General features: G+C 70.9%; 18 protein-coding genes and 1 pseudogene. 5 read left to right on the top strand and 14 right to left on the bottom strand.

Going from position 1 to position 19,593, the window contains the following annotated elements; genetic code table 11:
- The first annotated feature begins 1 nt into the window (after position 1).
- A pseudogene (mgt, locus tag ACWCPI_RS00485) lies at positions 2 to 1,274 on the top strand (macrolide-inactivating glycosyltransferase).
- Between the two features lie 47 nt (positions 1,275 to 1,321).
- On the top strand, positions 1,322 to 2,923 hold the full coding sequence (locus tag ACWCPI_RS00480; protein ID WP_451035988.1) for a hypothetical protein: 1,602 nt from the start codon (positions 1,322 to 1,324) through the stop codon (positions 2,921 to 2,923).
- An 88-nt stretch (positions 2,924 to 3,011) separates the two neighbouring features.
- Here ACWCPI_RS00480 and ACWCPI_RS00475 read toward each other — a convergent pair whose 3' ends face one another.
- Entirely contained in the window at positions 3,012 to 5,279 is a 2,268-nt protein-coding gene (locus ACWCPI_RS00475) for an MMPL family transporter (protein ID WP_451035987.1), read from the bottom strand.
- A 245-nt stretch (positions 5,280 to 5,524) separates the two neighbouring features.
- On the opposite strand from ACWCPI_RS00475, the gene ACWCPI_RS00470 reads away from it, so the two are divergent.
- The 3 genes from ACWCPI_RS00470 to ACWCPI_RS00460 are packed head-to-tail and all read left to right on the top strand — an operon-like array spanning position 5,525 to position 7,533.
- Positions 5,525 to 6,073: a DUF1697 domain-containing protein gene (locus ACWCPI_RS00470; protein WP_451035986.1), complete on the top strand. Its 549-nt coding sequence runs from the start codon at positions 5,525 to 5,527 to the stop codon at positions 6,071 to 6,073.
- A complete protein-coding gene (locus tag ACWCPI_RS00465) occupies positions 6,066 to 6,461 on the top strand; it encodes a nuclear transport factor 2 family protein (RefSeq protein ID WP_451035985.1) in 396 nt (131 codons plus the stop codon). Before ACWCPI_RS00470 ends, ACWCPI_RS00465 begins: the two co-directional genes overlap by 8 nt.
- 34 nt (positions 6,462 to 6,495) lie before the next feature.
- Positions 6,496 to 7,533, top strand: coding sequence for a ketopantoate reductase family protein (locus ACWCPI_RS00460; RefSeq protein ID WP_451035984.1), 1,038 nt, complete (start codon positions 6,496 to 6,498; stop codon positions 7,531 to 7,533).
- A gap of 450 nt (positions 7,534 to 7,983) precedes the next feature.
- Here the strand turns inward: ACWCPI_RS00460 and ACWCPI_RS00455 are convergent, their stop codons facing one another.
- From ACWCPI_RS00455 to ACWCPI_RS00395, 13 genes are all read right to left on the bottom strand, one after another.
- Positions 7,984 to 8,724, bottom strand: coding sequence for a sirohydrochlorin chelatase (locus tag ACWCPI_RS00455; RefSeq protein WP_451035983.1), 741 nt, complete (start codon positions 8,722 to 8,724; stop codon positions 7,984 to 7,986).
- A gap of 6 nt (positions 8,725 to 8,730) precedes the next feature.
- Positions 8,731 to 9,624 (bottom strand): ABC transporter permease, encoded by an 894-nt coding sequence (locus ACWCPI_RS00450; RefSeq protein WP_451035982.1) that lies wholly within the window; start codon positions 9,622 to 9,624, stop codon positions 8,731 to 8,733.
- The gene (locus ACWCPI_RS00445) at positions 9,611 to 10,399 is read right to left on the bottom strand and encodes an ABC transporter ATP-binding protein (RefSeq protein ID WP_451035981.1); all 789 of its coding nucleotides are present in this window, start codon (positions 10,397 to 10,399) and stop codon (positions 9,611 to 9,613) included. The genes ACWCPI_RS00450 and ACWCPI_RS00445 overlap by 14 nt, the downstream gene beginning before the upstream one ends.
- A gap of 40 nt (positions 10,400 to 10,439) precedes the next feature.
- Positions 10,440 to 11,543, bottom strand: a complete 1,104-nt coding sequence (locus ACWCPI_RS00440) for an aliphatic sulfonate ABC transporter substrate-binding protein (protein ID WP_451035980.1) — start codon at positions 11,541 to 11,543, stop codon at positions 10,440 to 10,442.
- A gap of 235 nt (positions 11,544 to 11,778) precedes the next feature.
- Entirely contained in the window at positions 11,779 to 13,113 is a 1,335-nt protein-coding gene (locus ACWCPI_RS00435) for a sulfate adenylyltransferase subunit 1 (protein ID WP_451035979.1), read from the bottom strand.
- A 2-nt stretch (positions 13,114 to 13,115) separates the two neighbouring features.
- Positions 13,116 to 14,063, bottom strand: a complete 948-nt coding sequence (cysD, locus tag ACWCPI_RS00430; RefSeq protein ID WP_451035978.1) for a sulfate adenylyltransferase subunit CysD — start codon at positions 14,061 to 14,063, stop codon at positions 13,116 to 13,118.
- Positions 14,060 to 14,638, bottom strand: a complete 579-nt coding sequence (gene cysC, locus ACWCPI_RS00425) for an adenylyl-sulfate kinase (RefSeq protein WP_451035977.1) — start codon at positions 14,636 to 14,638, stop codon at positions 14,060 to 14,062. Before cysC ends, cysD begins: the two co-directional genes overlap by 4 nt.
- Complete coding sequence (locus tag ACWCPI_RS00420) at positions 14,635 to 15,345, bottom strand: phosphoadenylyl-sulfate reductase (protein WP_451035976.1); 711 nt, start codon at positions 15,343 to 15,345, stop codon at positions 14,635 to 14,637. The genes cysC and ACWCPI_RS00420 overlap by 4 nt, the downstream gene beginning before the upstream one ends.
- Positions 15,342 to 15,530 (bottom strand): hypothetical protein, encoded by a 189-nt coding sequence (locus tag ACWCPI_RS00415; protein WP_451035975.1) that lies wholly within the window; start codon positions 15,528 to 15,530, stop codon positions 15,342 to 15,344. The genes ACWCPI_RS00420 and ACWCPI_RS00415 overlap by 4 nt, the downstream gene beginning before the upstream one ends.
- Complete coding sequence (locus ACWCPI_RS00410) at positions 15,527 to 17,224, bottom strand: nitrite/sulfite reductase (RefSeq protein WP_451035974.1); 1,698 nt, start codon at positions 17,222 to 17,224, stop codon at positions 15,527 to 15,529. The genes ACWCPI_RS00415 and ACWCPI_RS00410 overlap by 4 nt, the downstream gene beginning before the upstream one ends.
- Before the next feature lie 128 nt (positions 17,225 to 17,352).
- Positions 17,353 to 17,436: a putative leader peptide gene (locus tag ACWCPI_RS00405; RefSeq protein WP_310887545.1), complete on the bottom strand. Its 84-nt coding sequence runs from the start codon at positions 17,434 to 17,436 to the stop codon at positions 17,353 to 17,355.
- A 127-nt stretch (positions 17,437 to 17,563) separates the two neighbouring features.
- On the bottom strand, positions 17,564 to 18,136 hold the full coding sequence (locus tag ACWCPI_RS00400) for a GNAT family N-acetyltransferase (protein ID WP_451035973.1): 573 nt from the start codon (positions 18,134 to 18,136) through the stop codon (positions 17,564 to 17,566).
- 82 nt (positions 18,137 to 18,218) lie between these two features.
- Positions 18,219 to 19,508 carry a hypothetical protein gene (locus ACWCPI_RS00395; protein WP_451035972.1) on the bottom strand — a complete coding sequence of 430 codons (1,290 nt, stop codon included), beginning with the start codon at positions 19,506 to 19,508 and terminating at the stop codon, positions 18,219 to 18,221.
- Positions 19,509 to 19,593: the final 85 nt, after the last annotated feature.

Genomic DNA, 19,593 nt, shown 5'->3' with positions numbered 1-19,593 from the left:
GCTGGCACCCGGAAACAAGTTGCACGAGACGTATCGTCTCGCCTAGGGTGGGCATCATGACCAGTGCCGCTCACATAGCCATGTTCTCCATCGCCGCCCACGGCCACGTGAACCCGAGCCTTGAGGTGATCCGCGAGCTCGTGGCGCGCGGCCACCGGGTCACGTACGCGATCCCGCCGGTCTTCGCCGAGAAGGTCGCCGAGTCCGGTGCCGAGCCGAAGCTCTGGAACTCCACGCTGCCCGGCCCGGACGCCGACCCCGAGGCCTGGGGCGAGACGCTTCTGGATCATGTGGAGCCGTTCCTCGACGACGCGGTCCAGGCGCTGGAGCAGCTCGTCGAGGCGTACGAGGGCGACGAGCCCGACCTCGTGCTGTACGACATCGCGGCCTATGGAGCACGCGTCCTCGCCCATCGCTGGGGCGTGCCCGCCATCTCGCTCTCGCCCTGCATGGTCGCCTGGGAGGGCTACGAGCAGGAGGTCTCCGAACCGATGTGGCAGGAGCCGAGGAAGACCGAACGCGGCCAGGCCTACTACCAGCGGTTCCGGTCCTGGCTGGAGTCGAACGGGATCAGCGAGCACCCGGATCCGTTCGTCGGCCGCCCGTCCCGCTCGGTCGTCCTCATCCCCAAGGCCCTCCAGCCGAACGCCGACCGTGTGGACGAGGCCGTGCACACCTTCGTCGGTGCCTGCCAGGCCGACCGCACCGCCGAGGGGAGCTGGCAGCGTCCGGCGGGCGCCGAGAAGGTCGTGCTCGTCTCCCTCGGCTCGGCCTTCACCAAGCAGCCGGCGTTCTACCGGGAGTGCGTGAAGGCGTTCGCAGACCTGCCGGGCTGGCACCTGGTGCTCCAGGTCGGCCGGCACGTGGACCCGGCCGACCTGGGGGACGTACCGGCCGACGTCGAAGTGCGCTCCTGGGTACCGCAGCTGGCGATCCTGAAGCAGGCCGACCTGTTCGTCACCCACGCCGGCGCCGGCGGCAGCCAGGAGGGTCTGGCCACGGGCACCCCGATGATCGCCGTACCGCAGGCCGTGGACCAGTTCGGCAACGCCGACATGCTCCAGGCGCTCGGTGTCGCCCGCCACATCCCGGCGGAGGAGGCCACCGCCGAGATCCTGCGCGAGACGGCCCTCGCCCTCGTCGCCGACCCCGACGTCGCCCGCCGCCTGGAGGACATCCGCGCCGAGATGGCCAAGGAGGGCGGCACCAGGCGGGCCGCCGACCTGATCGAAGCCGAACTGGCCGCCGTACGCGGCGCACGGGCGCACCCTTGAGGCGCCGCCGTCCCGCTCCGCCGCCCTCGGCCACGCGCCTGCGTGGCGTGGTCGAGGCGGCTCGCCTGCCAAGCGGCGACCGCGAACGGGCGGGGAACCTCCCGGTCCTGCCGGGCGTCGGCAAGATCGTGACGGAAACCAATGGCACACCCCTCCACGACCTGGTGCAGTCCTGGGAGGAGATCCAGGACGAGTACGACTTCTGGGCCCCCGACGGGGAACACGACCGGACGGTCCTCGACTGCGCCGCCCGGCTCGCCGCCGATCCCGGCGCCGGGGACGCGTACGTGTGGGTCCTGGGGCTGACGATGATGGCCCCCTATACGAACCGGTCGGGCGTGGACTCCCGGGCGCAGGCCGAGGCGGCGCTGCGGGCCGCGGACGCCGCGCAGCGTGTCCGCACCTGTGACCACGACAGCCACCCGTACGAGTCCCACGAGGGCCACCACGCCGACGCCGCACTGCCCGACCTGCTGCCGCGCATCGCCGACGAGCGCGCCGAGTGGGACGAGCAGGACCACACCCGCGAGACGTGGCGCTGTCCGCGCAATGTGGCCGGGTTCGCGCGGATCGCCCTCGACATCCTGCGTCCGGGTGAGGTCGACGACGTCCCACCCCGGCTGTCCCTGCAGGACCGCGAGGACATCGAGGCGCTGGAGGCGTTGCTGGAGCTGTACCCCAAGGCGGGGACGGACGTCGCCGAGGAGATCGCCTCGCAGGGCGGGAACCTCTACCACGCGCAGCCCGCGGAGCGTCCCGGACGCCTCCAGGTCGTCAGGGCCGTGAGCTGGCACGCCGTCTCCGGCATGATCCAGGACAGGTCCGTGCTCGACCGCCTCATCAGCGGCGTGGAGAAGGTGCTGCCGGACCTCGCCGGAGCGACCTGCGACCACGCACAGCACCCGAAGCTGAGCGACCACAGCACGAACGCCGCCGAACTCGGGATCGTCCTCAGCAGTCCCGCCGGACGCCGCCTGTACGAACGCAACCCCGGCCACTACGGCGACGGCGCCCCACTGGAGCAGTTGGTGTGCCCCGCGTTCATGGCGGAGGTCGCCCGGCAGACGCTGACCGAACTCCGCGCGGGCCGCGACAGACTCTTCAGCCCGCGCGACACCTCCCACCTCGACGCCGAGTATCTCCGCGCGGACGGCCTTGTGGACATCCAGAAGATCACCGAGCGGCTCAGGAACGTGAGCTGGAACGAGCGGTACGCCGACGAGTTGGGTCTGTGGGCGGCACGCCGGTACGACCGGCTGGGGCGGTCCGGGGACCTCTGCCAGGGCCTCGAAACGGTTCGGCAGGTTCGTGAGCGGGCCGTCCTGCTGCTGACGGTCCACCAGGCCATGACCATCTCCTACCCGGCCCCGCCCTACGCCGTCGCCCGCGACATCCTCGCGATCATGCGTACGGCCGCCGCCGCTCCCCGCCCCGAGCGCTGCGCCCACACCGACGCACACCCGCCGCTGGACGCCGGGGGTTTCCGTGACGGCCTGCCGCACTTCTACGCCCCCGACGAGTTCCCGCCCGCCGGTGGAGCCCACAGCGTGGAGGCGTGGACGTGCGCGCGGTTCGCGGGAACCGTCGCCGAGAAGTGCGTCGGCGGCCTGGAGAACCTCTACGGGAGGGACGACGAGGACGTCTGGTAGCAGCCGGCGCGGTGCGGCCGAAGCGGTGCCGGACGGAAGGGGCCCGTCGACTCCCGCAGTCGACGGGCCCCTCTGCGGGCGGGTGGGATCAGGCGTGCACCCGCTCGCCCTCACCTTCCCGAGTCGCCTCCCGCGTCACGGCCTCCGGCGCCTCGTCGTGCGTCAGGTCCGGCAGGCGGTTCAGCCACTTCGGCAGATACCAGTTGCGCTCGCCCAGCAGCGCCATGACCGCCGGGAGCAGTACACCCCGGATGATCGTCGCGTCGATGAGGACCGCGGCCGCCAGGCCGACGCCCATCTGCTTCATGGACTGCATGGACAGGGTGCCGAAGATCGCGAACACGGCGACCATGATGACCGCCGCGCTGGTGACGACACCGGCCGTGGTGACCACACCGTGCTGGATCGCGTCCTTCGTGCTGCGGCCCCGCAGACGCGCCTCGCGGATCCGCGAGACCACGAACACGTGGTAGTCCATCGACAGGCCGAACAGGATCACGAAGAGGAACAGCGGCAGCCACGTGATGATGGCGCCGACGCCCTCCGCGCCCACCAGGGACGCACCCCAGCCGTGCTGGAAGACGGCGACGAGGATGCCGTAAGCGGCGCCCACCGACAGCAGGTTCAGCACGATCGACGTGACGGCGATGGTCAGCGAGCGGAACGACAGCAGCATCAGCCCGAAGGCGAAGACCACGACGAACGCGAAGACCGGGACGACCGCTCCGGCCACCTGGTCGTTGAAGTCCTTCGAACCGGCGACCTGCCCGGTGATCGGCGACTCGACGCCGGCGACCTTGCCGAGTGTGGCCGGCCGCACCTCGTCGCGCAGCTTCTCCAGGCTCTCGCCCGCCTTGTCCAGGTCGGAGCCGCCCACCAGCGGGACGTACACGAAGGCGATGTTCTTGTCGTCGTGCAGCTTGATCTCCACCGGGCCGCGCGAGGCACCCGAAGTGATCGCCCGCTCACGGAAGTCGGCGAGCGCGGACTTCACCTCGGGGGCGTTGATGTCGTTCGCCTTGACGACGACCTCGGCCGGTTCGGAACCGCCCGGGAAGGCCTCGTTGAGCCGGTTGTACGTCTGGACGATGGGCAGCGAGTCGCCGAACTCCTGGTCCAGGGTGAGCTGCTGTGTCTTCATGCCGAGCGCGGGAGCCGTGATGGCGAGCAGCGCACCGGCGGCGACGACGACCGAGATGACGGGCTTGGCGAGCACACCCTTCAGCACGGCCGTCCAGAACCGGCTCTCGCGGGTGCCGCGCCCGCGCTTGCGGCGGAGCTTGCTCTCCGGGTGCAGGTAGGGGATCTTGCCCTTCTCGACCCGCTCGCCCAGCAGCGACAGCAGCGCCGGCAGCACGGTCACCGAGCCGACCATGGCGACCGCCACGACCATCAGCGAGGCCAGGCCCATCGCCTCGAACTCGGCGAGACCGGTGAACAGCATGCCCGCCATCGCCACGCACACGGTGACGCCGGAGACGATGATCGCGCGGCCGCTGGTGGCGGCGGCGACCCGGAGGGCGGTCTGCGCGTCCCGGCCGGCCTCGCGCTCCTCACGCTCGCGGCGCAGGTAGAACAGGCAGTAGTCGACGCCGACGGCCAGGCCGACCAGGAGCATCACCGAGTTCGCGGTGTCGCTCATCGGCATCACATGGCTGACGACACCCATCAGGCCCATCGTCGCCATGATCGCGGTGATCGCCAGCAGCACCGGCAGCAGGGCCGCCACCACCGCGCCGAAGGCGATGAGCAGAATGCCGAGGGCCACCGGCACCGCGGAGTACTCGGCCTTCTGGAAGTCGTCCCCGAACGCGTCGTCGAACGTCTTCATCATGCTCGCGCCGCCGATCTCCTCGATCCGCAGCGACTCGTGGTCCTTCTGGACGTCCTCGACGGCCTTCAGCACGGGCTCCACACGCTCGCCCGCGGTGTCCGACTCGCCGCGCATGTCGAACTGCACCAGCGCGCTGCGGCCGTCCTTGGAGATCGTCCGTGTGTCGTACGGCGACGTCACGTCCGTGACCTCGCCGGTGCCCTCGACCGCCTTCACGACCGCGGTGACCGCCGCCCGGAACTCGGCGTCCGTGGCCTTGGGACCGCCGTCCTTCGCCTGGATCAGGACGGTCTCACCGGCGGGCTCCTCGATCCCCGCGTCCTCGATGATTTTGGCTGCGGTGTGCGTCTCACCCTTGAGCTGGTCGCTGTTCTTGACGTCGACCCGGCCGGCCGCCGAACCGAGCCCCATCGCCAGGGCGACGAACAGCACCCAGATGCCGACGGCAGCCCATCGATGGCGGGCGCTCCAGCCCCCGGCGCGGGCGGCGAGGCCCCGCACTCGCTTGTCTCCGTTCCCCATGACGGGCTTGCCCCCTTGGTTGCGGTGGCGGCCCCCTGCCGCCTCCTTCTGTTCGAAGGTATGGGGCAGATAAAGCCATCTCGTCGTGCTGCCCGGTGAAGTACGGCGGCCGGAACTCATCCCCTCGGTGCGCGGCTTCTCGTCACTGGGGAGGATGAGGGTCCCTTACATCTATCCGGCCATGTCGGGGGCGAAGATCAGGGAGGAGGACGAGGGTTGTCACAGGGCCGTCCTAAGGTGGCCGGATGACGACGACGTATGCGGCGCTGCTGCGCGGAATCAACGTGGGCGGCAGCAGGAAAGTGCCGATGGCCGACCTGCGCGCCCTGCTGACCGGCCTCGGCCACGACGGCGTACGCACCTACCTCCAGAGCGGCCAGGCGGTGTTCACCTCCGACCACGGCGACGAGGAGTCACTGGCCGCGGAACTCGCGTCGGCGATCGAGAAGCACTTCGGCTTCGCGGTGGACGTGATCGTGCGCGACCACGCCTACCTCAAGGCGATCGCCGACGACTGCCCCTTCCCGGCAGCCGAGTTGGAGCCGAAGCAGCTCCATGTCACCTACTTCTCGGCTCCGGTCGACGCCGACCGCTTCGCGGAGATCGACCGGAGTGCCCACCTCCCGGAGGAGTTCCGTCTCGGCGACCGAGCGCTGTACCTGTACGCCCCTAACGGCCTCGGCCGCTCCAAGCTCGCGGAAATCCTGTCGCGGCCCCGGCTCAACAAGGGATTGATCGCCACCAGCCGCAACTGGAACACCGTCGTGAAACTCGTGGAGATGACACGTGAGTGACCATGGTGCCGCCGTGCGGGCAGCCATCGAGGGCGAGCTCAGCCTGCTCGACCCCCGAGTCCGAGGCTCGGCCGAACTGCTCGGGTCGCTGCTGCACCCCGACTTCCACGAGTTCGGTTCGTCCGGGCGGCGTTGGGACCGGGCGTCGACCCTGGCCCGTCTGCCGGTGGACACCGAGCCGTCCGATCCCACGGACCGATACGTCGTCACCTCCGAGATCCAGGGCGTCCGGCTGGCCCCGGACATCGTCCATCTGACCTTCGACACGGAGTACGACGGCGTGCACGCGCACCGCAGTTCACTGTGGCTGCGGACCGACGACGGGTGGCGGATGTACTTCCACCAGGGGACGCCCTTCGACCCCGCCTTCGACGCCGGGGAAGCGTGACCGATGCGCCGTACGGCTGTGCGAAGCTCTCCGTATGCGCTACATCATCATCGGGGCGGGAGCGGTCGGCGGCGTCATCGGGGGACGGCTCGCGGGTTCGGGACACGAGGTGGTTCTGGTCGCGCGGGGCGCGCACTTCGAGGCGCTGCGGGACCGCGGGCTGCGGCTCAGGGTGCCGGAGGGCGAGCTGACCCACCGGCTCCCGGTCGTCGACGGTCCGTCCGCACTCGGGGAACTGCGCCCCGACGACGTCCTCGTCCTCGCGGTGAAGACCCAGGACAGCGTGGCCGCGCTGCAGACCTGGGGGCCGGTCCCGGTCGCGGGCGGGGGTACGGCCGCCGAGCGGCTGCCGCTGGTGTGCGCGCAGAACGGCGTCGAGAGCCAGCGCCTCGCGCTGCGGCTGTTCCGGCGGGTGTACGGCGTCTGCGTCTGGCTGCCGTCGACATATGTCGAACCCGGCGTCGTCTCCGCGGCCGGCAGCCCCCTGACCGGCATCCTGCACCTCGGCCGCCACCCGCACGGCACCGACGAGACCGCCCGTCTCATCGCCGCCGACCTGGAGAAGTCGCACTTCGAGGCACCGGTCGTGCCGGACGTGGCCCGCTGGCAGTACGCCAAGCTGCTGGGCAACCTCGGCAACGCGCTGGAGGCGGTGACCGGTCCCGTCGACAGCGAGGAGGCCGCGGCTCTGCTGCGGCGCGTGCGGGCCGAGGGTGCTGCCGTGCTCGACGCCGCCGGGATCGCCTATGTGGACGCCGGGGAACAGGGGGCGGCACGCGGCGACAAGGTCACCCTGGTCCCCCTCGACGGCGCCTCGCGCGGCGGGGGTTCCTCTTGGCAGTCCCTCGCCCGAGGCACCGGCACCATCGAGGCCGACTACCTCAACGGCGAGATCACCCTCCTGGGCCGCCTGCACGGTGTACCGACGCCGCTGAACGACCTCCTCCAGCGCCTCGCCAACACCTTCGCCCGTGAACGGCGGCCCGCGGGCTCGATGCCGGTGGCGGAGGTGGTGCGGCTGGCGGAGGAGACGGCCGTCCCCGGCTCCCACCGTGTGACCGGCACCGGCTGATCAGGCGCCGCCGGCATGCGCCCCCCACGGGCTCCGCCGACGGGATGTCGACTGGCCTCGGTCCCGGAGCCGGAGCGGTCGGACCGCGACGCGCCCCGCCCAACCCCGACCTCTGCCGTTCGGCGGGGTCTCGGGGCTCTGCAGGGGTCCCTAGGTCGTGTCCGCAAAGTCCCGCCTGCCCCGCGACGCCTGGCACGCACTCTCGCCGCACCGGGCGAAAGCCCACGTACAACCAGTACGAGGGCTTCCGCCCGGCACGCCGAGAGCACGCACCATACGCCGCGGGGCCCGCCCTCCGGGCGGACGACGGGACTTTGCGGACACGACCTAGGACCGTCGGTGTCGGCCCCGCTGACCGGGGTGTTCCGCTCCGTCGGCACCGGCGTCGGAGCGGGGCCGCGCCGACGCCGGGCACGCCGCCTCCGACTGGGCTGGGCCCCGGAGGCCCTGTCAGGCCCCCACGGCCGTCAAGACAGGCACCGCCGCCGCGTCGTACCGCTCCAGCAGCACCCGCGCCACCTCGGGCGCCGCGCCGAGCACGTCGCCCGACACGTCCGCCTCCGCCGCGCCGCGGGCGATCCGGTCGGGGAGGAACCCGGGCGCCAGGACGTACGGGGCGACGGCGACACGCTCGCAGCCCAACGCCCGCAGTGCGCGCACCGCGTCCTCGGTCCGGGGCAGAGATGCGGAGGCGAACGCAGGCCGCACGGCGCACCAACCGGTGTGCCGCCACTCCCGCGCGATTTCTGCGATCACTGCGATCGCCTCCGGGTCGGTGGACCCCGCCGAGGCAAGCACGACCCCGGTCGAGGACTTGTCGGCGGGCGTCAGCCCCGCCTCGTACAGCCGGCGTTCCAGGGCGGACAGCAGCAGCGGCGACGGCCCCAGCACCTCCGCCTGCCGTATCCGCAACTGCGGCGGCGCGTCCCGCAGCACCGCCGGGATGTCGGCCTTCGCGTGGAAGGCCCGCGTCAGCAGCAGGGGCAGCGCCACGACATCCCGCACGCCCTGCGCGGCCAGCGATTCCAGCACCCCCTGCACCGACGGGATGTTGAAGTCCAGGAAGCCGGTTTCCACCCGCACGTCCGGGCGCATCGACCGCACCCGGCGTACCAGGGCGTGCACCGTTGCGGCATGCCGTGGGTCACGGCTGCCGTGGGCGATGACGAGAAGGACCGGCTTGGTGAACACAGGCACTCAGCTCCTGGCCAGCAGACCGCGGCTGCGCAGCACCCACCGCTCCAGCGGGCTGAAGATCAGCAGGTCGATGGCGATACCGACGATCAGGATGAGCAGGATCGCGAAGAAGACCATGGACATGGAGCTGGTGTTGCGGCCGTTCTCCAGCAACTGACCCAGACCCACGCCCAGGTCGGGCGAGGACGCGATGATCTCCGCGGCCATCAGCGAACGCCACGAGAAGGCCCAGCCCTGCTTCAGACCCGCCAGATAGCCGGGCAGCGCGGCCGGCATCACGATGTGCCAGGTGCCCTTCAGACCGGTCGCGCCCAGGGTGCGGCCCGCCCGCAGGAACAACGGGGGCACCTGGTCGACACCGGAGACCAGCCCGTTGGCGATCGAGGGCACCGCGCCCAGCAGGATCACCGCGAACATCATCTGGTCGTTCAGGCCCAGCCAGATCACGGCCGGCGGCACCCACGCGACCGACGGCAGCGACTGCAGACCGGACAGGATCGGCCCGATCGCCGCCCGCACGAACCGCACGCGCGACACCAGCAACCCCAGCGGCGTACCGATGGCCAGCGCCAGCAGGAAGCCGAGCAGACCGCGCGAGACGGACGTCCACACGTACTCGTGGAGCGTGCCCTGCAGCCAGGACTCGCGCAGCTCGCCCCACACGTCGGACGGTGCGGGCAGCTTGGTCGGGTCGCCGGCGATCCCGGACGACACCAGGAACTGCCACACCGCCAGCACCAGGGCGACGGCGACGACCGGCGGCAGGACCTTCTGGGTCAGGGTCCGCCGCAGCGGTGTACGCCCGGTCTGGACCGTCTCCAGGGCGTCGAGCCCCGCTTCGAGCCCGGCGAGATCGCCGCTGTCCTTGGCGGCGCTCGTCTCAGTGCTGGCCATGTCGGCGGATCTCCCCACGCAGTTCTTCGGTGATCTCCCTGGACAACTCCGCCACCGCGGCGTCCTCGATGCGGCGCGGCTGCGGGATGCCCACCGTCCACTCGCGTGCGATCCGCCCCGGACGGGAGGACAGCAGGACGACCCGCTGGGCCAGCCGCACCGCCTCGCGCACGTTGTGCGTGACGAACAGGACGGACAGCTGCGTCTCGCGCCAGATCCGGGTCAGCTCGTCGTGCAGGACGTCCCGCGTGATCGCGTCCAGCGCGGCGAACGGCTCGTCCATCAGCAGCAGCCGGCTGTCCTGGGCGAGAGCGCGGGCCAGGGCGACCCGCTGCCGCATACCGCCGGACAGCTCGTGCACCCGCTTGCCGTAGGCGCCCTTCAGCCGGACGAGTTCGAGCAGCTCCTCGGCCCGGCCGCGCCGCTCGCCCTTGGGCACGCCCCGGAGCTTGAGGGCGAGTTCGATGTTCTTGCCCGCGGTCAGCCACGGGAACAGCGCGTGCTCCTGGAACATCAGCGCCGGACGGCCGTCGGTGGTGATGCTGCCCGCGCTGGGCCGGTCCAGCCCGGCCACCAGGTTCAGCAGGGTCGACTTGCCGCAGCCGGACGCCCCGAGGAGGGTGACGAACTCGCCGGGCGCGACATCGAGCGTGATGTCGTCGAGGACGAGCTGCTGCCCGGCAGGGCCGGCGAAGGACTTCGAGACATGCTCGATGCGCGCGGCGTGCTCCACGGACACACCCGTGTCGGCGGCCTTGGCGAGGGCGGTTGCCATGGTCGTCACCTCCTGGAACTCATCGGGATCAGTACGTTGCTCACGACGTCACGCCGAGCCCGGCGTCGTCGACCTCGGGCTCGCCCTCGGCCTTGAGGACCCTGTTCAGCGGGGTCAGGTCGTAGATGCCGGTCAGATCCGGCTTCTGGAGCAGGCCCGCCTTCACCGCGTGCTCGGCCTCGGCGCGGAGCGTGCCGGCCAGGGGGTCGTCGGTCACCTGGATGGACCGCCACGCCGGATCGAGGACACCGGCCGGCAGCGGCTTGCCGGTGTCGGCCTTCAGCTGGGCGTTCGCCGCGGCCTTCGCCCGCTCCGGGTGGTCCTGGATCCACGCGTTGGTCTTCACCGAGGCCCGCAGCACGGCCTCCACGGCCTTCGGGTGCTCCTTCAGGAAGCTCTGCGACACGATCACGTTCGTGATCACGAACTTCTCGTCCGGCCACAGGTCGGCCTCGTCGAGCAGCACCTTCGCGCCCTCGGCGACCAGCTTGGAGGCCGTCGGCTCGGGAACCCAGGCACCGTCGATCGAACCGGACCGGTAGGCGTCCGGGGTGATCTTGTTGTCGGTGCGGACGACCGAGACATCACCCTGGCCGCTCTCCGCATCGACCTTCCAGCCCTGTTCGGAGATCCAGTTGAGGAACGCCACGTCCTGGGTGTTGCCGAGCTGCGGCGTGGCGATCTTCTTGCCCTTGACGTCCTTCAGGGACTTGATCTTCTCCGGGTCGACGACCAGCTTCACACCACCGGAGGCCGAGCCGGAGACGATGCGCAGGTTCTGGCCGCCCGACTTGATGTAGCCGTTGATGGCGGGGGAGGGGCCGATCCAGCCGATGTCGATGGACTTGGAGTTCAGCGCCTCGATCTCCGAGGGCCCGGCGTTGAAGGTGGAGTACTCCGCCTTCGTCCCGCCCAGTTCCTTCTGGAACAGCCCCTCGTGCCGGCCGACCAGAGCGGTGGCGTGCGTGAGGTTCCCGAAGTAGCCGATCTTCACCGAGTCCAGGCCGTCCACCTTGGGTGCCCCGGCGATGGCCTGCTCGGTGTTCTCCTTCGCCTGCGATCCGTAGCCGCAGGCCGCGAGGGCGAGCAGCGGGAACGCGGCGAGGACGGCGAGCGTCCGTCGCAGGGCGGGGGTGGCAGGCACGGGAGGGGTTCCTCTCGGTGGCCCGGCTCTCACGCCCTTACCAGGGCGTGGCCGGGGAGTCGGCAGGTTCGTCCGCAGCGGCGCGCATCCGGTGCGCGCGGGTCAGCGCGCACATCGCGGCACTCCGCCCTGCCCTCCTCCGAACTTCGTTCGGGGGGACCCCCACCCGAGTGCGCCGCTGCCGACGCGGCCGCCCTCCTTCGCGAACGTGGAGTAGTGGTCCAGGACCCTCATGTCAGAAGTCCCACCCGTCGTCCTCGGCCTCGTCCTTGACCGGCTCCGGCGAGGCGAAGGACTCGCCGACCATGCCCGCGGTGAGCGTGGTGCCGTCGTTCGGGTCGATCAGGATGAAGGAGCCGGTGCGGCGGGAGTCGGCGTAGGAGTCGACGGGCAGCGGCTCGGCGGTGCGGATCTTCACCCGGCCGATGTCGTTGGCGACGAGCTGTCCGGGGTGCGGGTGCAGGGACAGGTCGTCGAGCGTGAGACGGGAGGGGATGTCCTTGACGATCGCCTTGACCGTGCGGGTGCCGTGCTTGAGCAGCACCCGGTGGTTGACCACCAGCGGCTGGTCGGCGACGTGGCAGACCGTGGCCTCGATGTCCTGCGTGGTCGCGGGCGCGTCCTTGGCCGGCACGATCAGGTCGCCGCGCGAGATGTCGATGTCGTCCTCCAGCAGGACGGTCACCGACTGCGTGGTCCAGGCGACGTCGACCGCTTCACCCAGCAGGTCGATGCCGGAGATCTTCGAGGTGCGGCCCGACGGGAGCACGGTCACCGACTCCCCGACCCGGAACGAACCGGCGGCGATCTGCCCGGCGTAGCCCCGGTAGTCGGGGTGCTCGGCGGTCTGCGGCCGGATCACGTACTGCACGGGGAGGCGCGCGTGGCAGTGGCTCAGGTCGTGGCTGACCGGGACCGTCTCCAGGTGCTCCAGGAAGGTCGGTCCGCCGTACCAGTCCATGTTCGCGGACGGGTCCACCACGTTGTCGCCGGCCAGCGCCGAGATCGGGATCGCGGTGATCTCCGGGACGCCGAGTTCGAGCGCGTACGCGGTGAACTCCTCGGCGATCGCGGCGAACACGGACTCCCGGTAGTCGACCAGGTCCATCTTGTTCACGGCGAGCACGACGTGCGGGACCCGCAGCAGGGCCGCGATGGCGGCGTGCCGGCGGGTCTGCTCGACGACGCCGTTGCGGGCGTCGACGAGGATCACCGTCAGCTCGGCCGTCGACGCGCCCGTGACCATGTTGCGCGTGTACTGCACGTGGCCGGGGGTGTCGGCGAGGATGAACCGGCGCCGGGGAGTGGCGAAGTAACGGTACGCCACGTCGATCGTGATGCCCTGCTCCCGCTCGGCCCGCAGACCGTCGGTGAGCAGCGCGAGGTCGGGGGCGTCCTGGCCGCGGCTGGCCGAGGCGCGCTCCACGGCCTCCAGCTGGTCGGCGAGCACCGACTTGGAGTCGTGCAGCAGCCGGCCGACGAGGGTGGACTTGCCGTCGTCGACGGAGCCCGCGGTGGCGAACCGCAGCAGGGTCGTGGCCGAGAGTTCCTCGGTCGTGATGGTGCTCATGCTTAGAAGTACCCCTCGCGCTTACGGTCTTCCATCGCGGCCTCGGAGAGCTTGTCGTCGGCGCGGGTGGCGCCGCGCTCGGTGAGCCGGGATGCGGCGATCTCGGTGATGACCTGCTCCAGCGTCACCGCGTCCGAGTCGACGGCCCCGGTGCAGGACATGTCGCCCACCGTCCGGTACCGCACGAGCCGCTTCTCGACGGTCTCGCCGTCCTTGGGCCCGCCCCACTCCCCGGCGGTCAGCCACATCCCGGACCGCTTGAAGACCTCGCGCTCGTGCGCGAAGTAGATCTCCGGCAGCTCGATGCCCTCACGGGCGATGTACTGCCAGACGTCCAGCTCGGTCCAGTTGGACAGCGGGAACACCCGGACGTGCTCGCCGGGCGCGTGCCGACCGTTGTACAGGTTCCACAGCTCGGGGCGCTGGCGGCGCGGGTCCCACTGCGAGAACTCGTCGCGCAGGCTGAACACCCGCTCCTTGGCCCGGGCCTTCTCCTCGTCCCGGCGCCCGCCGCCGAAGACCGCGTCGAACTTCTCGCTCTGGATCTTCTCGGTGAGCGGCACGGTCTGCAGCGGGTTGCGGGTGCCGTCCGGGCGCTCCTTGAGCACCCCGCGGTCGATGTAGTCCTGCACCGAGGCGACGTGCAGCCGCAGGTTGTACTTGGCGACGGTGCGGTCCCGGTAGTCGATGACCTCGGGGAAGTTGTGCCCGGTGTCCACGTGCAGCAGCGAGAAGGGGACCGCCGCGGGGGCGAACGCCTTCAGCGCCAGGTGCAGCATGACGATGGAGTCCTTGCCGCCGGAGAACAGGATCACCGGCCGCTCGAACTCGCCCGCGACCTCGCGGAAGATGTGCACCGCCTCGGACTCCAGCGCGTCCAGGTGCGAGAGGGCGTACGGGGAGTCCGTACCGTCCTCGCCCCCCTTGACCGTGGCAACCGTGGTCGTCATGCCAAACCCCTTTCGCTGAGCAGGGCGTACACCGACGCCGCGGACTCCTGCACGGTCTGGTCCTGGGACTCGATCCGCAGATCGGGCGACTCGGGCTCCTCGTAGGGGTCGTCGACCCCGGTCAGCCCGGTCAGCTCGCCCGCGGCCTGCTTGGCGTACAGGCCCTTCACATCCCGTACGGAGCACACCTCGACCGGCGTGGCCACGTGCACCTCCAGGTACGGCGTGCCGCTGTCCTGGTGGCGCTTCCTCACCGCGTCCCGGCTGTCGGCGTACGGCGCGATGACCGGGACGAGCGTCTTGACGCCGTTGCGGGCCAGCAGGTCGGCGAGGAAGCCGATGCGCTGCACGTTGGTGTGCCGGTCCTCGCGGCTGAAGCCGAGGCCCGCGGAGATGAACTCGCGGATCTCGTCGCCGTCGAGCACCTCGACGCGGTGGCCCTCGGCGCGGAGCCGGCCGGCCAGCTCGTGGGCGATGGTGGTCTTGCCGGCGCTCGGCAGACCCGTGAGCCAGACGGTGGCTCCGCTCGTCACCTGGTTCTCCTGAGTCGCAGTGGTCGTGGTGGTCGTCGTCATCCGTGCAGCCCGCACTCGGTCTTGGCGCGGCCCGCCCAGCGGCCGGCGCGTGCGTCCTCGCCCTGAAGGACCCGGCGGGTGCAGGGCGCGCAGCCGACGGAGGCGTAGCCGTCCATCAGCAGCGGGTTGGTGAGGACGCCGTGCTCGGCGACGTACGCGTCCACGTCGTCCTGGGTCCAGCGGGCGATCGGGGAGACCTTGACCTTCTGCCGCTTGTCGTCCCAGCCGACGACCGGGGTGTTCGCCCGGGTCGGGGACTCGTCGCGGCGCAGACCGGTCGCCCAGGCCACGTAGTCCTTCAGGCCCCGCTCCAGCGGCTCCACCTTGCGCAGCCTGCAGCACAGGTCCGGGTCGCGGTCGTGCAGCTTCGGGCCGTACTGCGCGTCCTGCTCGGCGACCGTCTGACGCGGGGTGAGCGTGATGACGTTGACGTCCATCACGGCCTCGACCGCGTCACGGGTGCCGATGGTCTCCTCGAAGTGGTAGCCGGTGTCGAGGAACACCACGTCGACGCCGGGCATGGCGCGGGAGGCGAGATGGGCGACCACCGCGTCCTCCATCGACGAGGTCACACAGAAGCGCTTGCCGAACGTGTCGGCCGCCCACTGGAGGATCTCCAGCGCGGAGGCGTCCTCCAGGTCACGGCCCGCCTGCTCGGCGAGCGCCTTGAGTTCCTCGGTCGTGCGCTCTTTCCGAGTCGTCGTCATATCGCGTCTCCCCCCGCGTCGTTGGGCTGAAGGCCCCGGGCCAGCAGCCCGAGGAACTTCAACTGGAATGCGCGGTTGCAGGCAGCGCATTCCCAGGCGCCGTGGCTGCCTTCGAGGGCCTCGCTCGGACGGAGGTCCTCGTCGCCGCAGTAGGGGCAGTAGAAGGGGGCGGCCCGCTCGCTCACGACAGGGCCTCCTCGGAGGCGCGCGCGGCCCACGTCGCGAACCGCTCGCCGTCCTCGCGCTCGGCCTGGAACCGCTTCAGGACGCGCTCGACGTAGTCGGGCAGTTCGTCGGCGGTGACCTTCAGACCGCGCACCTTGCGGCCGAACCCGGCCTCCAGGCCGAGCGCGCCGCCCAGGTGCACCTGGTAACCCTCGACCTGCTCGCCCTGGTCGTTCAGGACCAGCTGGCCCTTGAGACCGATGTCCGCCACCTGGATACGGGCGCAGGCGTTCGGGCAGCCGTTGAGGTTGATGGTGATCGGCTCGTCGAAGTCCGGGATGCGGCGCTCCAGCTCGTCGATGAGCGAGGAGCCGCGCGCCTTGGTCTCGACGATGGCGAGCTTGCAGTACTCGATGCCGGTGCAGGCCATGGTGCCGCGCCGGAAGGGGGAGGGCTTCGCGGTGAGGTCCAGCGCCTCCAGGGACTCGACGAGCGAGTCGACCCGGTCCTCCTCGACATCGAGGATGATCATCTTCTGCTCGACGGTGGTGCGGACCCGGCCGGAGCCGTGTGCCTCCGCCAGGTCGGCGATCTTCGTCAGGGTCGTGCCGTCGACACGGCCGACACGCGGGGCGAAGCCGACGTAGTAGCGGCCGTCGTTCTGCCGGTGCACGCCGACGTGGTCGCGCCAGCGCTGCAGAGGCTGGGCGGGTGCGGGGCCGTCGGCCAGCTCGCGCTTGAGGTACTCGTCCTGCAGCACCTGGCGGAACTTCTCCGCGCCCCAGTCGGCGACCAGGAACTTCAGGCGGGCGCGGGTGCGCAGACGCCGGTAGCCGTAGTCGCGGAAGATGCCGATCACGCCCGCCCACACGTCCGGGACCTCGTCCAGCGGTACCCAGGCGCCGAGCCGGACGCCGATCTTCGGGTTGGTGGACAGGCCGCCGCCGACCCACAGGTCGAAGCCGGGGCCGTGCTCGGGGTGGTCGACGCCGACGAAGGCGACGTCGTTGATCTCGTGCGCCACGTCGAGCAGCGGGGACCCGGAGATCGCCGTCTTGAACTTGCGCGGCAGGTTGGAGAACTCCTTGCTGCCGATGTACCGCCGGTGGATCTCGTCGATCGCGGGGGTGCCGTCGACGATCTCGTCCTCGGCGATGCCGGCGACCGGCGAGCCGATGACGACACGCGGCGTGTCCCCGCACGCCTCGGTGGTGGACAGGCCCACGGCCTCCAGCCGGTCCCAGATCTCGGGCACGTCCTCGATCCGGATCCAGTGGTACTGGACGTTCTGCCGGTCGGTGATGTCCGCGGTGCCGCGCGCGAACTCCTGCGAGATCTCGCCGATCACGCGCAGCTGCCGTGTGGTCAGCCGGCCGCCGTCGATCCGCACCCGCAGCATGAAGTACTCGTCGTCCAGCTCCTCCGGCTCCAGGATCGCCGTCTTGCCGCCGTCGATCCCGGGGCGGCGCTGCGTGTAGAGCCCCCACCAGCGCATCCGGCCACGGAGGTCGTTGGGGTCGATGGAGTCGAAGCCGCGCTTGGAGTAGATCGTCTCAATGCGTGTCCGCACATTGAGACCGTCATCGTCCTTCTTGAACTGTTCGTTGCCGTTGAGCGGGGTGAAGTGCCCCGCGGCCCACTGACCCTCGCCGCGGTGACGGCTCACCTTGCGGCGGGGAGTCGCGGCGGCAGGCTTCTGCGGGGTGGCGGCCATGGTTGTTACGTCCTTCGGGACAGGCGGAAAGCGGCTCTGACCTGCGCGTACGGGCGCATGGGCATACGTGCGCTTCATTGCGCAGGAATGAGGCGAAAAAAAGGGGAGGTCGGGCGCAGCTGGCTTGCTCAGCGCGCCGGACAGATGGCGCTGGACATGCGGCCGAGGTCGACGTGCCGCCGACTCACCAAGGCAATTCCAGTTCCAGGCATGACGGAAGCGTGTCACGGCGATCTGGACACAGTCCAGCTTCGTCCGCCATGCGGACACCTTTGTCCCGAGCTGTGAGACAAGAGTGGTGTCGGTCACATGGCCCGTTGAGGGCCTTGTCCGTCCAGCTCAGGCGAGGTAGGCACCCGGCCATGGACCGGGCGTGGCCACCTCGGTCTCCTCCTCCACCTTGGTGTCGAACAGCTTGAAGCCCCGGCGCAGGTAGTTGTCCATGGCGTGCTCGCCGTCCTTGCTGCAGGTGTGCAGCCACACCCGCTTCGTCTGCGCGACCCCCGGCCAGCGGTCCGCGAGGTCCCAGGCGCGGGCGGCGCCGTACGCCAGCAGGTGACCGCCGATGCGCCGGCCGCGGAAAGCCGGAATCAAGCCGAAGTAGGCGATCTCCACGACCCCGTCGTCCTGGGGGTCCAGCTCCACGTAGCCCGCCGGGGTCCCGCGCTCGTAGGCGACCCATGTCTCCACGCCGGGCCGCTCCAGGTACTCCCGCCACCGTGCGTACGTCCAGCCGAGCCGGTCGATCCACCGGATGTCCCCGCCGACCGAGGCGTACAGGAACCGACTGAACTCGGGCGAGGGCACCTCGGCCCGGACGATCCGCACGTCACCCTCCGGGGCGGCGGCCGGGAGGACGTCGGTGGCGGAGGTCTGCTCGAGGGACCAGGTGGTCACGGGGACACTGCTCATGGCGGTCAGCGAATCATCCGAATGGCCGATCTGTCGACCGGCGTCCGCGGGTGGCTCGGCGAGGCATCGCCCAGCCGCCCGGCTACCCCAGCGCCCGGTCGATCGACGTCAGCGGAACGGCGAACAGCATCCGCCCCGACTGGGACCACACCTCGCCGGTCGCCTCCCAGTAGGACAGCGGACCGACCTGGGCCCCCCAGCAGCGCGGGGCGTCCTGCGAACCGCAGCGGGTCGCCTCGGCGCCCTCAATGTCCTGGCGCCACAGACTGCCCTGCCGGTCCGTGGTGCCCGGGGCCCGGCCCAGATACCAGTCGGCGCGGTCCGCCCCGGTGGCCCGGCGTGACAGGACGCCCCGTACGCCGGAGGCCTCCGTCTCGTACGCCTCCACGACGGGGGAAAAGCCGGTGGCGTCGGTGGCCAGCAGACCGGGGCGCTTCGGGTCCTTGCTGAAGTCGTAGCGCCACAGACGGGCGTGCCGCTCACTGTCCGCCGGGGTCCACTCGCCCGCGACCAGGCTGTCCGGCGCCGTACTGCGGTCCAGCGAGACGGTACCGAGCCGAGGAGCACCGCCCGTGCCGGTCAGACGGTACGAGCCGACGGCCGGCAGCACGAAGCGCTCGCCGTGGGCCGACCAGCCGCCCGCGACCCGGCCCACCGAAGCGCTGTCGACCGTGGTGCGCTGGACGCGGTTCATGTCGTACACGTACAGCCCGTCCGCGGCGGTGACCAGCAGCTTGTCCTGGTACCAGACCATGCCGGACAGCCGGGAGCCCAGGGCGCGGTAGTCCCGCCCCCCGTCCACCGGCACGACGAGGAGGGCAGAGGCGTACCGGAGGTGATCCATGTCGTTCGCGTCGACGAAGGCGACCCGGGCGAGACCCCGGCCGGCGCCTCCCTGGCTCCAGCCGGCAAGGATCACCCGCCGGTCGTTCCACCAGCCGTCGTCGTCGGCGTCACCCGAGGTGGTGACCGCGCCCGCCCGCCAGGACCCGGTGTCGGCGGCGTCCCAGCAGTAAGCGCGCGTGGCGGCCGGCGCGACGGGCAGCGCCTTGCGGTCCTCGGCCGTACAGCCGGATCCGGCGCGCAGGCTGCGGTCGGCGCTCTCCAGGACCGCGCGTACCCCGACCGGCTTGCCCATCCGGGAGGCGAGTTCGTCCAGTGCCGGCTGCGGAACCAGCTGCTCCCGCAGCCCCAGCGGGCGTGTCTCGCCCGACCTGGTGAGGGGTTGCAGCGCCCCCGGGTCGTCGCCGACGGTGGCCTGTGAGGCGCTGATCATCGTGGCCGCTGCGGTGAGTGCGAGGGCGGTTCCGGCCAGGAACGCGCGAAGCGCGCGCCCCTGCTTGCGTCGACGGTGTCTGCCGCGGTGCTTCATCAAACCTCCCGAGACGAGCCAACTGCCCCCAAAGGTCTGTGTGTTGACCAAAAGAGCAGGTGGGGTGGCTCGTAGGGGGATGCTA

Source organism: Streptomyces sp. NPDC001920 (assembly GCF_053594495.1).
This window is presented reverse-complemented; position numbering and strand designations above follow the sequence as displayed.

Coding starts and splice junctions, on each gene's coding strand:
- ACWCPI_RS00410 (WP_451035974.1), bottom strand. CDS start 17,224: ATGGCCGCCACCCCGCAGAAGCCTGCCGCCGCGACTCCCCGCCGCAAG.
- ACWCPI_RS00460 (WP_451035984.1), top strand. CDS start 6,496: ATGCGCTACATCATCATCGGGGCGGGAGCGGTCGGCGGCGTCATCGGG.
- ACWCPI_RS00470 (WP_451035986.1), top strand. CDS start 5,525: ATGACGACGACGTATGCGGCGCTGCTGCGCGGAATCAACGTGGGCGGC.
- ACWCPI_RS00395 (WP_451035972.1), bottom strand. CDS start 19,508: ATGAAGCACCGCGGCAGACACCGTCGACGCAAGCAGGGGCGCGCGCTT.
- ACWCPI_RS00450 (WP_451035982.1), bottom strand. CDS start 9,624: ATGGCCAGCACTGAGACGAGCGCCGCCAAGGACAGCGGCGATCTCGCC.
- cysC (WP_451035977.1), bottom strand. CDS start 14,638: ATGACGACGACCACCACGACCACTGCGACTCAGGAGAACCAGGTGACG.
- ACWCPI_RS00420 (WP_451035976.1), bottom strand. CDS start 15,345: ATGACGACGACTCGGAAAGAGCGCACGACCGAGGAACTCAAGGCGCTC.
- ACWCPI_RS00405 (WP_310887545.1), bottom strand. CDS start 17,436: ATGCCTGGAACTGGAATTGCCTTGGTGAGTCGGCGGCACGTCGACCTC.
- ACWCPI_RS00400 (WP_451035973.1), bottom strand. CDS start 18,136: ATGAGCAGTGTCCCCGTGACCACCTGGTCCCTCGAGCAGACCTCCGCC.
- ACWCPI_RS00445 (WP_451035981.1), bottom strand. CDS start 10,399: ATGGCAACCGCCCTCGCCAAGGCCGCCGACACGGGTGTGTCCGTGGAG.
- ACWCPI_RS00435 (WP_451035979.1), bottom strand. CDS start 13,113: ATGAGCACCATCACGACCGAGGAACTCTCGGCCACGACCCTGCTGCGG.
- cysD (WP_451035978.1), bottom strand. CDS start 14,063: ATGACGACCACGGTTGCCACGGTCAAGGGGGGCGAGGACGGTACGGAC.
- ACWCPI_RS00475 (WP_451035987.1), bottom strand. CDS start 5,279: ATGGGGAACGGAGACAAGCGAGTGCGGGGCCTCGCCGCCCGCGCCGGG.